At 70.8% G+C, this 12,573-nt stretch carries 9 protein-coding genes; 4 read left to right on the forward strand and 5 right to left on the reverse strand.

Translation table 11 applies throughout. The features are described from left to right. Positions 1–32 precede the first annotated feature (32 nt). Positions 33–995 (forward strand): TIGR03557 family F420-dependent LLM class oxidoreductase, encoded by a 963-nt coding sequence (locus HCA58_RS18795; RefSeq protein ID WP_169599150.1) that lies wholly within the window; start codon positions 33–35, stop codon positions 993–995. Between the two features lie 120 nt (positions 996–1,115). Here HCA58_RS18795 and HCA58_RS18800 read toward each other — a convergent pair whose 3' ends face one another. The 4 genes from HCA58_RS18800 to HCA58_RS18815 all read right to left on the reverse strand — a co-directional run bounded on the left by HCA58_RS18800 (position 1,116) and on the right by HCA58_RS18815 (position 5,635). Further along, positions 1,116–1,961: an endonuclease/exonuclease/phosphatase family protein gene (locus tag HCA58_RS18800; protein ID WP_205809058.1), complete on the reverse strand. Its 846-nt coding sequence runs from the start codon at positions 1,959–1,961 to the stop codon at positions 1,116–1,118. After that, positions 1,912–3,402: a phosphatase PAP2 family protein gene (locus tag HCA58_RS18805; RefSeq protein WP_169599151.1), complete on the reverse strand. Its 1,491-nt coding sequence runs from the start codon at positions 3,400–3,402 to the stop codon at positions 1,912–1,914. Before HCA58_RS18805 ends, HCA58_RS18800 begins: the two co-directional genes overlap by 50 nt. Before the next feature lie 72 nt (positions 3,403–3,474). Beyond that, positions 3,475–4,491, reverse strand: coding sequence for a YihY/virulence factor BrkB family protein (locus HCA58_RS18810; RefSeq protein WP_169599152.1), 1,017 nt, complete (start codon positions 4,489–4,491; stop codon positions 3,475–3,477). Between the two features lie 148 nt (positions 4,492–4,639). After that, positions 4,640–5,635, reverse strand: a complete 996-nt coding sequence (locus tag HCA58_RS18815) for a diacylglycerol kinase family protein (protein WP_346776041.1) — start codon at positions 5,633–5,635, stop codon at positions 4,640–4,642. Between the two features lie 296 nt (positions 5,636–5,931). Between HCA58_RS18815 and HCA58_RS18820 the strand changes: the two genes are divergently transcribed. Both HCA58_RS18820 and HCA58_RS18825 read left to right on the forward strand, forming a co-directional pair. Continuing rightward, positions 5,932–6,792, forward strand: coding sequence for a universal stress protein (locus HCA58_RS18820; RefSeq protein ID WP_169599154.1), 861 nt, complete (start codon positions 5,932–5,934; stop codon positions 6,790–6,792). An 84-nt stretch (positions 6,793–6,876) separates the two neighbouring features. Next, on the forward strand, positions 6,877–9,270 hold the full coding sequence (locus HCA58_RS18825; protein WP_169599155.1) for a phosphoketolase family protein: 2,394 nt from the start codon (positions 6,877–6,879) through the stop codon (positions 9,268–9,270). A gap of 84 nt (positions 9,271–9,354) precedes the next feature. On the opposite strand, the gene HCA58_RS18830 is transcribed toward HCA58_RS18825, so the two are convergent. After that, positions 9,355–11,271: a heavy metal translocating P-type ATPase gene (locus HCA58_RS18830; RefSeq protein WP_169599156.1), complete on the reverse strand. Its 1,917-nt coding sequence runs from the start codon at positions 11,269–11,271 to the stop codon at positions 9,355–9,357. Between the two features lie 149 nt (positions 11,272–11,420). On the opposite strand from HCA58_RS18830, the gene HCA58_RS18835 reads away from it, so the two are divergent. Then, a complete protein-coding gene (locus tag HCA58_RS18835; RefSeq protein ID WP_240956485.1) occupies positions 11,421–12,455 on the forward strand; it encodes a nitroreductase family protein in 1,035 nt (344 codons plus the stop codon). Positions 12,456–12,573 lie beyond the last annotated feature (118 nt).

The raw sequence follows: 12,573 nt of genomic DNA on the forward strand, positions 1-12,573 counted from the left end.
AATCGATCCACCCGGGCGGGAAGGAGACGTCAATGGTCAGCATCGGCTACACCCTGCTCTGCGAACAGGCAGGTCCGAAGGATCTCGTCGACCATGCCGTACGTGCCGAGGCAGCCGGCTTCGACCACCTCGTCATGTCCGACCACTACTACCCCTGGCTGAAGTCGCAGGGCCACTCACCGTACGCCTGGTCGGTGCTGGGCGCGGTCGCGCACGCCACCTCCCGGACGGCGCTCATGTCGTTCGTGACCTGCCCGATCCGCCGTTACCATCCGGCCGTGGTGGCACAGAAGGCGTCGACGCTCGGGGTGCTCTCCGACGGCCGGTTCACCCTCGGCCTCGGCGCCGGAGAGAACCTCAACGAACACGTCGTGGGCGGCTGGCCACACGTCCAGCAGCGGCACGAGATGTTCGAAGAGGCACTGCAGATCATCCGCCCCCTGCTCAACGGCGAGACGTTGACGTTCTCCGGAAATCACTTCGACGTGCCCGACGCCTACGTCTGGGACCGGCCCGACGTGCCGGTGCCGATGGCGGTGGCCGCCTCCGGCCGGCAGTCGACCGCCCTCGCCGCCGAGTACGCCGACGGCATTATCGCCACCGAGCCGGAGGCACACCTGATCGAGATGTACGAACAGGCCGGCGGCTCCGCACGCCCACGGTACGGGCAGGTGGCGGTCTGCTACGGGCCGGACGAGGCCGAATGCCGCAAGATCGCCCACGACCAGTTCCGCTGGTTCGGTATGGGCTGGAAGGTGAACACCGACCTACCCGACCCCGACTCCTTCGAGGCGGCCACCCGCAACGTACGGGAGGAGGACGTGGCAGCCGGACTCTCCTGCGGCCCCGACGTGGACCAGCACGTGGCGGCGGTCAAGGAGTTCACCGACGCCGGCTTCACCCACGTGGCCCTGGTCCAGATCGGCGGCGACAGCCAACCGATGTTTCTGGACTGGGCGCAGGAACAGCTGCTGCCCCGGCTGCGCGAACTCTGAACAGTCAGGAGTCGACGATGCGCATCGGCAACACCGAGATCCGACCGGCGGGCGGCGGCATCGGCTGCCTCCTGATGATCCTCTTCTCCGTCGTCGCCTCGATCGTCCTGACCATCCTGCTCAACCTGCTGATCTGACCCTCGGCGTGAGGGCGAACTCCGCGAGCAGGGGATAGTGGTCGGAGGCGTGCGCGGTGTCCGGGTCGCGTACCACACGTATGCCGACGAGGTGAGCGGCCAGCTCTGCCGTACCGAGTAGATAATCCAGGCGCATGTCGACGAACTCCGCCCCCCCGACTGCGGTCGGGACGGTGGGACCGGCGCTCGCTCCGAGATCCACAAGCCCGGTGGCGAGCAGCCGGGCCACCGCCCGGGTCTCCACCGTCCGCCCGTCGAAGCGCAGGTGCCGACGACGGTACGCGGACGGAAGCCGGCCGACCCGGCCCACGTGCCCCGAGTACGGGTCGAGCGTGTTCAGGTCACCGGCGAGCAGCGACAAGCCGTGGTGGCTGCGGCGCAGGGCCGCGGCGACCCACCCCGCCTCGACCAGCCGCCGGGTACCCGAATACGGGTCGAAGTGGGTGCCGAGCACCGTCAACGGACCGGCGTCGGTACCCACCACCACGCGTTGCGCCGCATGGTGGAACGGCCGGCGTACCGCTGCGGCGGCCAGCACCGGCCAGCGCGGCTCCACCAGCAGCGCCACCGGCTGCCCCAGCCAGGACCGGGCCAGATGCGGCCGGAGCCCGATACCGCTGGCGAAGCCCGCCACGTCGAGATCACCCAACTCCTGCAACGCGAGCACGTCCGGCCGCTGACGTGCGATGACCCTGGCCACCAGCCCACGCCGGTCCGAGCCGCGACGGTCCCGACCACCGGTGCGGATGTTCCAGGTCATCACTCGCAGCACGGCCGGCTCAACCCGGCTGGCCCGCCCGAGCCAACTCGTCGTCGAGGGTGCCCACATCCTCCGACTCGATCGCCGGCCGGTTGCCCTGCCGGACGTCCTCGTTGGGGCGGATCACCCAGTACAACAGGCCGACCCAGAGGGTGGTGAGCAGGATCGCCCCCATGAAGTCCGTCGGGTGGTGCATGCCCCGGTACATCCGGGAGACCGCCACCCCGACCGGCATCACCACGGCGAGCGCCACGAACAGCCAACGCCACCACCGGTCGGTCCGGGCGAAGACGATGACAGCGATCGCCACCCACACACACAGGGTCGCCGCGATGTGCCCGGACGGGAACGACGAGGTCGGCATCGGACCGTCCAGGTTCTCCACCGGCGGGCGCGGCCGGTCCACCGCCGCCGCGCTGGCCAGGAAGAGCGACAGCTCACCGAACATGGTCAACGCCACGAACAGCACCGGCCGCCACCGCCGCCAGATCGCCAGCACCAGCGGGCAGAAGACGAGCGAGATCGCCATGATGGCGTGGGTGTCGCCCACCTTGCTCCACCACCAGCTGAACTCGTCAAGCGACCCGGTACGGCGCTCGGCGAACCAGATGGGCACCGACTCGTCGAGATCGGCCAGGAAGGTGCCGTCAGCGTGGTAGCTGACGAACATGCCGAACCCGTAGAGGGCACCGAACACCAGCACCCAGCCGACGATTAACTCGGCGACACCGGCCCGGGCATGCGGCAGCAGCTTCTCCTCGTCCGGCGCGGGCGCCACCTCGTGCCCCGCCTCCGGCTCCAAACCCTCGATCAGTGGCGCCGCCGGCCGACCCCGCTCCAACCGCCACAACCGGAACGCGTACGCGGTGACGCCCAACCAGGCCGCGCCGAGCAGCCAGGCACCGAGCACATCGGAGAGGAAATGCACCCCGAGCGCGACCCGGGTGAAGCCGATCAGGAAGACGACCGTGGCGACCAAGGCCATCGCCGGCCGACGCCAGTGGGAAGCCATCGCCGGCAGAAACACGAGCAGCAGCGCGCCGTAGGCCACCATCGACCCGAGGGCATGGCCGCTGGGAAAACTCTGCCCGGCGTACGCCCCGATGGGCACGTCCACCTCGGGACGCAACCGGTCGACGAGCGCCTTCAGCGACGGGTCGAGGATCAACGCTCCTGCCCCGGTGACAATCAGGAACACCGCCAGCCGGCCCTGCCGGCGGATCAGCAGCCCCACCACAGCGACGGTCACCAGCCAGATGATGACCGCCCGCCCACCGAGATCGGTGAAGGCATTGAGCACCGTCACCAGCGGCCCGATCGGCGCGACCCGGTCGTTGAGCCACTGGGCGACACCGTGGTCCACGTCGTACAGCGGTGACCAGCGCACCCGGACCAGCACCAGCAGCAACCCGAAGCCGACCCCGGCACCGAGTACGAGCGCCAGACCGGCGAGCGTACGTTCGGTGAAGTGTCCCAGGGGTCGTCGCAGTACGTCCCTGACCGCGCCCACGGCAGCCTCCTTCGCCTCTGGCGTGCCGCAGTACCCGGTCCTCCGCCGCGGTACACCCGGCGGCCAGACGTGTCAGAGCGCAGTCATCTCGCCGGTGTCGTGCACCGCGACACGCTGCGCGTCCGGCTCCCACAGATCCGGCTTCGCCGGCTCCTGCACACCGATGCGCACCGCCTCCAGCTGTGCCGCGAAGGACAGCCCCCCGAACAGCGCCATGCCGGTGAGGTTCGCCCAGAGCAACAGCGCCACGATCCCGGCCAACGCACCATAGGTCTGTCCGAAGTCGTCACTGAACCGCACGTACCCGGCGAGCAGGAGACTCGCCAGCCACCACATCGTGGTGGCGATGCCGGCACCGAACAACAGCCAGGACAGGCCGGGCTGACGGCGCCGGGGCGCCTGGCGGAACAGCACCGCGACGGCCAGCACCGTCAGACCGAGGCTGAGTGGCCAACGCACCACATCCCACACCACGCTGGCGACGTCGCCCCAGGCGTAGTGACGCTCCACCGAGTCACCCATCGGTCCACCACCGACCAGGATGAGGAAACCGGCGAGGGCCGGGAGGCCGGCGCTCACGGCGAGCACGGCCGCCCGCAGATACTTCCACAAGGCCGGGCGGTCACGTTCGACACCGTAGATGCGGTTCGCTCCCCGCTCGATCTGGGCCATCGTGCTGGTCAGCGCGACCAGCCCGGTGACCAGACCGAGGGCCAGGGCCACCTCGCCGACCTCCTCGGCCTGCTCGGCACCCACGTCGTCACCCTCACCGAGCAGGTCGGCCACCACCTGCTCACTCGATCCGGGAGTCAACGCCAGCACCGTGTCGGCGACCACCTCGCCCCCCTCGGCGACGCCAAGTTCGGCGACCAGCCCGGTGAGGGCGATCAGGAACGGCACCACGGCCAGGCAGAGCTGGAACGCGAAAGCGCGGGAGTGACTGAACCCGTCGCCGTAACGGAACCGGGTGAACGCGTCGCGCAGAAGGTGCCAACCGCCCTCCCGGCGCAACGTCTGCCAGGCGTGGTCGGCGCAGAGCTGCTCGTCGGACATCAACCGGGTCTCCGGCACCATCCGGGTGCTGCTCACCGTTCACCCCTCCCCGCTCGCGACCGCGGGGCTCGCAAGCTCACTCCTCGCGCTCACCCCACCAACCCCGCTCGCGACTGCAGGGCTCGCAAGCTCACTCCTCGCGCTCACCCCACCAACCCCGCTCGCGACTGCGGGGCTCGCAAGCTCACTCCTCGCGCTCACCTCGGCCCTCCTCGACGAGGCGTTCGCCGCGCTCAGCGGCGGCCGACACGTCCTCGGCCAGGTCGGACGCCTGCTCCGGCAGCGGTACACACAGCCACAACGCCCGCCGACGGATCTGCACCCGCAGCTCACGGCCCGGCTCGACCAGGTCACCATCCAACTCCCGAGGCTGATTCCGGTTGCTGGTTATCTCCACCCGACGGGCGCGGTACACCTCCATCCGGGGCACCCGGTCGCGGCCACGCAGCACCGCCCAGCCGAGCGAGGCCCAGTGCCGCAGCCTGCGCGGCGTGAGCACCGCGACGTCGAGATACCCGTCGTCGGGTTCCGCGTCGGTGAGCAGAGTTACTCCGCCCTGCAGCCGACCGACGTTGGCGACCAGCACCGAACGGGCGCGGCGGCGTAGCGGCGGCTGATCGTCGAGCCGGATCGACACCCGCATCGGCCGGTCCCGCAGATGCCGCGCGGCCCCCACCACGTACGCCGGCCAGCCGATCCGCCGCTTGGTCGTCTCACTCGTGGCGTCGAGCATCTGGGCGTCGAAACCCATGCCGGCCATCACCGCGAAGTGCTGCCCGTCCACCGCACCGACGTCGAGCAGGCGCCGGCCACGCTCGACGGCCACCGCAAGCCCGGCGGCCAGGTCGACGGAGAGGCCCAGGTTGGCCGCGAGCAGATTGCCGGTGCCCTGAGGTAGCACGGCGAGCGCCACCTCCGTACCGACCAGAGCGTCGACGCAGGCCATCACCGTACCGTCGCCGCCGCAGGCGAAGACCACGTCGACCCCGGCAGCGAGCGCTTGCCCGGTCTGACCGCGACCAGGATCCTCGGGGGTGGTTTCGAACCACAGCGGTTCCGGCCAGCCGGCTGCGGCGAGCGTGTCACCGACGGTCCGGCGCAGCGCGTCGAGATCGGTCACCTTGACCGGGTTGACCACCACCGCGCTGCGCAGCGGCCCTTCGTCCCGTCCACCATCCACGGCGCCAGTGTGCAGCACCGCGCCGGGTTGGGCGACCCGACAGCGGTGTGCCTCGATTCACCGACCCGGCTCCGGTCGCGGACGTTTCATCCGCCACCCCAAAGGGAACACCGACCACTCCCGTCATGGGCCGGCGCACGTACGCGCTGCCGGCGAATGCCAGCACAGACGGGTCAGCTCGACAGCGTCTGCGCGGTCACAGCCCGGCGGGCGTACGACGGATCCGGCCCCCCAGGTGCACCACCGGGACTAGCCTCAGACACAGGCCGGGTGCCACAGCTGCGGGGGTGATGCGGATGGCCGCCACCAGTGACGCGCCGGTGCTCGTCGGCGTCGGTCCCGAGGACGTCCTGCCGGTGGCCCGCCTCGCCGCCCGGGTCGCCGCCGCCCACGGACGCGGGCTGCACCTGCTGCACGCCTTCAACTGGGCCGCCTTCGACGCACCGGCGGTCTCCAGTTCCCGGGCCGACGCGCAACGGTTGATCACCGAGGCGACCGCGGCAGCCAACGAGAGCGGGCCGGGTGTAACGGTCAACGCAGAGATCGCCGAAGGGTCGGCGGTGGCGAACCTCGTCCGTAGGTCGGAGAACGCCTTCCTGACGGTGGTCGGCGACGGGGGCATGGCCCACTGTGACCGCTGCATCCCGGCGGACAGGCCCGCCGTGCAGGTGGCCGCCCGCGCCGAGTGCCCGGTGCTGGTCGCCCGGCGGGAGCCGCCCCCCTCCGGCCCGGTCCTGGTCGGGGTCGACGGCTCGGCCTCCGGCGAAATCGCCCTGAACTGGGCGCTGAACTGCGCCACCCGTCAGCAGGCAGGGCTGCTGGCGGTCTGGGTCGTCGACTCCGACGGCAGCGTCGAGGAGGCCACCGAACGGTTCGACGAGATGATGTCCCGGCAACGGGTCAGCCACCCCCACGCCACCGTCGAATGCCACGTCATCCGGGGTGAGCCCGGTGACGTGCTTGTCGACGAGTCCCGCTCGGCACAACTGGTGGTGGTCGCCGCCCGGGGTGAGGAACCGATGCGCGGAATGCTCGGCCCGGTCAGTCAATCGCTGCTCTACCACGCCCCCTCCCCGGTGCTCGTGATCCGGGGCGTCACCGACACACCTGAACCAGACGGGTCGTCGTACCGGGCCCGGCGGGACCAACGGCCCTGATCGAGGATCGTCACCGCGGCAATGCTGACAGAGGAACCGCGTCGTGGATGCCGGAGAACAATGACTGCGAGAGGCTCGACCAGTATGGACATCGCCGTGGACCTGCGAAGCCCCCTGACCGATGACGAGCTGCGCCGGCTGGACGCCTACTGGCGAGCGGCGAACTATCTCACCGTCGGGCAGATCTACCTGCTGGACAACCCACTGTTACGCGAACCACTCGCCCCCGAACACGTCAAACCCCGCCTGCTCGGGCACTGGGGCACCTCCCCCGGGCTGAACCTGATCTACGCCCACCTGAACCGGGCCATCGTCGCGCGGGACCTCAGCGCCATCTACATCACCGGGCCCGGGCACGGCGGACCGGCACTCGTCGCGAACACCTGGCTCGAAGGCACCTACAGCGAGCTCCACCACGACATCGGGCGCGACGAGGCCGGCATGGCGAGGCTGTTCCGACAGTTCTCCTTCCCCGGTGGCATCCCGAGCCACGTCGCGGCGGAGGTGCCGGGATCGATCCACGAGGGCGGCGAGCTGGGGTACGCCCTCAGTCACGCCTACGGTGCCGCGTTCGACAACCCTGACCTGCTGGTCGCCTGCGTGATCGGAGACGGCGAAGCGGAAACTGGTCCGTTGGCCGGCAGCTGGCTGTCCAACGTTTTCCTCAACCCCGCCCGCGACGGCGCGGTGCTGCCCATCCTGCACCTCAACGGCTACAAGATCGCCAACCCGACGGTGCTCGACCGCATCCCCGAGTCCGATCTGCTCGACCTCATGCGGGGTCAGGGCTACCAACCGTACGTGGTGGCGGGTGACGATCCGTCCCTGGTCCACCAGAGCCTGGCGGCCACCCTGGACCGGGCGCTCGACGAGATCGCCGAGATCCAGCGCCACGCCCGTTCCGGCGCCACCGTCACACGCCCCCGCTGGCCGATGATCGTGCTGCGTACCCCCAAGGGCTGGACCGGACCCCACGACGTCGACGGCAAACAGGTGGAGGGCACCTACCGCGCGCACCAGGTGCCGATCTCGGCGGTCCGCAGCAACCCGGAACACCTGGCCGAACTGGAGCGGTGGCTACGCAGCTACCGACCGGAGGAGCTGTTCGACGCCACCGGCGCACCCGTCGCCGAGCTGGCCGAGCTACCTCCCAGAGGACCACGGCGGATGAGCGCCAACCCGGTCGCCAACGGCGGTTCCCTGCTGCGCGATCTGGCCCTCCCCGACTTCCGGGACTACGCCGTCGAGGTACCCCGGCCCGGTGCGACGGTCACCAGCGCCACCGGCGAACTCGGCACCTGGGTCCGGGATGTGATCAGCGCCAACCCGCAGACGTTCCGCCTGTTCGGGCCGGACGAGGTCGCCTCCAACCGGCTCCAGGCCGCCTTCGAGGTCACCGATCGGGCCTGGGTCGCCGGCATGGTCGACGGGGACGAGCACCTCTCCCCCGACGGTCGGGTGATGGAGGTTCTCTCCGAACACCTGTGCCAGGGCTGGTTGGAGGGCTACCTGCTGACCGGACGGCACGGCATCTTCACCAGCTACGAGGCTTTCATCCACATCGTCGACTCGATGGTCAACCAGCACGCCAAGTGGCTGAAGGTCACCCGTGGCATACCGTGGCGGCAGCCGGTCGCCTCGCTGAACTACCTGCTCTCCAGCCATGTCTGGCGGCAGGACCACAACGGCTTCTCGCACCAGGATCCAGGCTTCATCGACCACGTGATGAACAAGAAGGCCGAGGTGGTTCGGGTCTACCTGCCACCGGATGCCAACACGCTGCTCTCCACCATGGACCACTGCCTGCGCAGCCGCCACTACATCAACGTGGTGGTGGCCGGTAAGCAGCCCGCACCCAACTGGCTCACGATGGACGAGGCGGTCGCCCACTGTCGCCGTGGCGTGGGTATCTGGGACTGGGCCAGCACCGACGACGGCAGCGAACCGGACGTCGTACTCGCCTGCGCCGGTGACGTGCCGACGCTGGAGACCCTCGCCGCGGCGGACCTACTGCACCAGCACCTACCCGGACTCAAGGTCCGGGTGATCAACGTCGTCGACCTGATGCGGCTCCAACCGGACTCCGAGCACCCGCACGGACTACCGGACTCCGAGTTCGACACACTGTTCACCCGCGACAAGCCGATCATCTTCGCGTACCACGGCTATCCGTGGCTCATCCACCGGCTGACCTACCGACGCACCAACCACCACAACCTGCACGTGCGCGGGTACAAGGAGGAGGGCACCACCACCACTGCCTTCGACATGGTGATGCTCAACGACCTGGACCGCTTCCACCTGGTGATCGACGTGATCGACCGGGTGCCTGGGCTGGCCGCCCGCGCCGCGCACCTGCGGCAGGAGATGACCGACGCGCGCCAGTCGGCCCGTGACCACACCCGCCGCTTCGGCGAGGACGACCCGAAGGTGGCCGAGTGGCGTTGGGTCCGCGGGAGCGACCCGACCAGCAGGTGAGCAGGGATCCGTCCTGAGCGCGCACAGCACCGGGCCCGGTCACGGTGATCCGGAACGCTGAGGTACACCGTGGGCCGGCCCCCGTCACGCCGGCCCACGGCGCCCACCCCGAAGCGCACGCAACGCGTTGAGGATCACCAGCACGTCGATGCCCTCCTGAAGGAACGCGCCCGCCACGGGCGGTAGCCGACCGGCCGCCGCCGCTCCCATCGCGAGCAACGCCAACCCCATCCCCACCGTGGCACTCTGCACGGCGATCCGGCGGGCGTACCGGGCCACCTCCACCGCGTCGGCCAGCGGATCGAGACGGTCGACGCTCAGCACGGCGTCGGCGACGTCAGCCGAGGCGGTCGCCCCGGTGGCCCCCATCGCCACGCCGACGTCAGCCTCCGCAAGCGCCGGAGCGTCGTTCACCCCGTCACCCACCATCACGGTCACCGCCCGACCCGCCTCGGCACGGACCTGGTTCACCTTCTCCTGCGGGGTGCACCGGGCCACCACGTCGTCGACACCCACCGCGTCGGCGACCCGGCGGGCATTCTCCGGCCGGTCCCCGGTCACCATCACGATCCGGGTCAGCCCTGCGGCCCGCAGCCGCGCCACGGTCCGCTGGGCGTCGGGGCGTACCGGATCCTCCAACAGGACGACACCGAGTGGCCCGGCCTGCTCGTCGACCACCCAGACCAGCGAGTGTCCCGCCGCACCGGCCCGCTCACCCCACTCCGGCAGCTCCACCGGGACCTGGCCGACCCGGATCCGCCGCCCGTCCACCCGCCCACTCACCCCCCGGCCGGGATCCTCGGTCACCTCGGCCGGTGCGATCAGTCGCAGGCCGCGCTCAGCTGCGGCACGCACCAGCGCCAACGCCAACACATGGGAGGACAACTGCTCAACCGAGGCGGCCAACCGCAACACCTCGTCGGGATCACCGCCGGGAGCCACGACGGTGTCGGCGACCCGGGGACGACCGGCGGTGAGCGTCCCGGTCTTGTCGACGAGCAGAGTGCGCGCCCGGCCCAGGACCTCCAGCGAACCGCCGTCACGAACCAGTACCCCACGCCGAGCCACCCGGGACAGTCCGGAGACGATGGCGATGGGTGTGGCCAGCAGCAAGGGGCACGGTGTCGCCACCACCAGTACCGCCACCGCGCGAAGGAACTCACCGGAGAGCATCCAGCCCAGCCCGGCCAGCACGAGCGTGAACGGCACGAAGGCTGCGGCGTACCGGTCGGCGAGCCGGACCGTCGGTGCCTTACGGGCGGTCGCCTCCTCGGCCAACCGTACGATCCCGGCGTACGTGCTGCGCTCGGCGTTCTCCACGGCCCGCAGCCCCACGGCCGCTCCGGCGTTGACCACACCGCTGGCCACCCGGGCCCCGGCCCTCCGCTCGACCAGCCGTGACTCCCCGGTGACCACCGACTCGTCGAACGTCGCGTCGGTCTCTACTGCACCGTCGACAGCGACCACATCACCTGGGCCGACAAGCAACCGGTCACCTACCGCCACCCGGTCCACCGGCACCACCTCGACGCCACCTTCGGCGGTACGCCGCCGCGCGGTGCGGGGGGCCCGCTCCAGCAGTGCCCGCAGATCACGGGTCGCCCGACGCTGCGCGTACGCCTCCAGGGTCCGCCCGGTAGCCAGCATCACCGCGACCACCGCGCCGGCCAGGTACTCGCCGACGACAAGGGCGCCGCCAAGCGCCAGTACGGCGATCACATCCACGCCGAACCGCCGCCGAAACAGTTCCCGCAGCACCGACACGGCGGCCGGCAGCAACGCGGCCAGGGTGGCGAAGGCCCACCACCGGTCGGCGACGCCGGGATGCCCGACCGATCGCGCCACCGCACCGGCCGACACCAGCAGCACGAGCCCGCCCAGCGGGGTCCACAGCCACCAGCTCCGGCGCCACCTTCCGGGCCTCTCGGGTGTAGATCGCGCCGGCTGGTCCGGCAGGCACTCGCCTGCGACCCCGTCACGCGCTGTCTGTTCCTGCCCCACCTGCGGATCGTGTCAGCCGCCGCGCGGCGTGGGGACGGAACACGGGTCACAGGTCCCGAGCGGTCGGGACGTACGGATCGTGCCGGACCACCGACCGGTGGCACACGATGGGCCGGACCGCCCCCACGGTCCCACCGAGGTGCGGCACGATGAGCAGAGACGGAAAGGTCGTGAGGATGAGCCACCAGACGCCGGTCACCCACCGCCCGCTGACCACCGCTCTTGCGGATGCTGCCGCGATGGCTGGTCACGCGCCATCGGTGCACAACAGCCAGCCGTGGCGCTGGCGGGTGCTGCCCGACGCGTTGGAGCTGAGGATGCTCCGCGACACCAGGTTGGCTGCCACCGACCCGCAGGGTGAGCTGGTTGTGCTCAGCTGCGGTGCGGCGCTGCACCACGCCCGGTTGGCGTTGGCAGCCGAGGGCTGGGAGACGAGCGTGCAGCGGATTCCCGACGCGGGTGACCCTGATCTGCTCGCCCGGCTCACCGCGCCACGGGCCACCGGCGCCGACCCGGACGCGATGCGGTCGGTGCAGTGCATGCAGACGAGGCACACCGACCGGCGGCCGGTCAGCGACGAGCCGGTCACCGACGACTCGTTGACTGCCATCGCGACGGCCGCCAGGCAGCAGGGCGCCCAGTGGGAGTTCCTCGACCGCGATCAGGTGCTACAGCTTGCCGCTTCCGCCTCGCACGCGGCCACAGTCGAAGCGGAGGACTCCCGGCTACGGGACGAACTGGAGTACTGGACCAGCCGCGCCGGCGGCACCGGGCTCACACCGGAGGTGCTGCCGGAGCAGCCCGCGCAGACCACCGTGCCGGGCCGGGACTTCGGTCGCCCCGGCAGCCTGCCGATCGGGCCAGGGCACGACCGGGCGGCGTCCTACGCGGTGCTCTACGGCGACCGGGACGAGCCCGTCGACTGGCTCCGGGCCGGCGAGGCACTGTCGGCCGCCTGGCTCGCCGCCACCCGGCTGGGTGTGTCGATGGTGCCGCTCAGTGGCGTGGTCGAGGTGCCGGCCACCCGGCAGACCCTGCGCCAGGTGCTCGCCGGGCTCGGCCACCCGTACCTCGGCCTGCGACTGGGGGTCGCCGACCCGGTCCACGCCGGCCCACCGCACACCCCGCGACTGCCCCGCGAGCAGGTGGTGGACACCTCGGCGGTGTCCGACGACGCCGCCTGAGCGGCACCCCGGCGTCGCGTCGAAGCGGCGGTGGGCGTTCCCGCGCGTCCATCAGCCGGCTAGCATCGCCCGGTGACCGTCGGTGTACCCGAACCCCGGCACGAGCCACCGTCGCTCG

The organism is Micromonospora sp. HNM0581 (assembly GCF_012726175.1).
GTDB lineage: Bacteria > Actinomycetota > Actinomycetes > Mycobacteriales > Micromonosporaceae > Micromonospora.

Bases quoted from the DNA above. Each gene is read 5' to 3' on its own strand.
- HCA58_RS18795 (WP_169599150.1), top strand. From the start codon at position 33: ATGGTCAGCATCGGCTACACCCTGCTCTGCGAACAGGCAGGTCCGAAG.
- HCA58_RS18800 (WP_205809058.1), bottom strand. From the start codon at position 1,961: ATGTGGGCACCCTCGACGACGAGTTGGCTCGGGCGGGCCAGCCGGGTT.
- HCA58_RS18820 (WP_169599154.1), top strand. From the start codon at position 5,932: ATGGCCGCCACCAGTGACGCGCCGGTGCTCGTCGGCGTCGGTCCCGAG.
- HCA58_RS18825 (WP_169599155.1), top strand. From the start codon at position 6,877: ATGGACATCGCCGTGGACCTGCGAAGCCCCCTGACCGATGACGAGCTG.
- HCA58_RS18835 (WP_240956485.1), top strand. From the start codon at position 11,421: ATGAGCAGAGACGGAAAGGTCGTGAGGATGAGCCACCAGACGCCGGTC.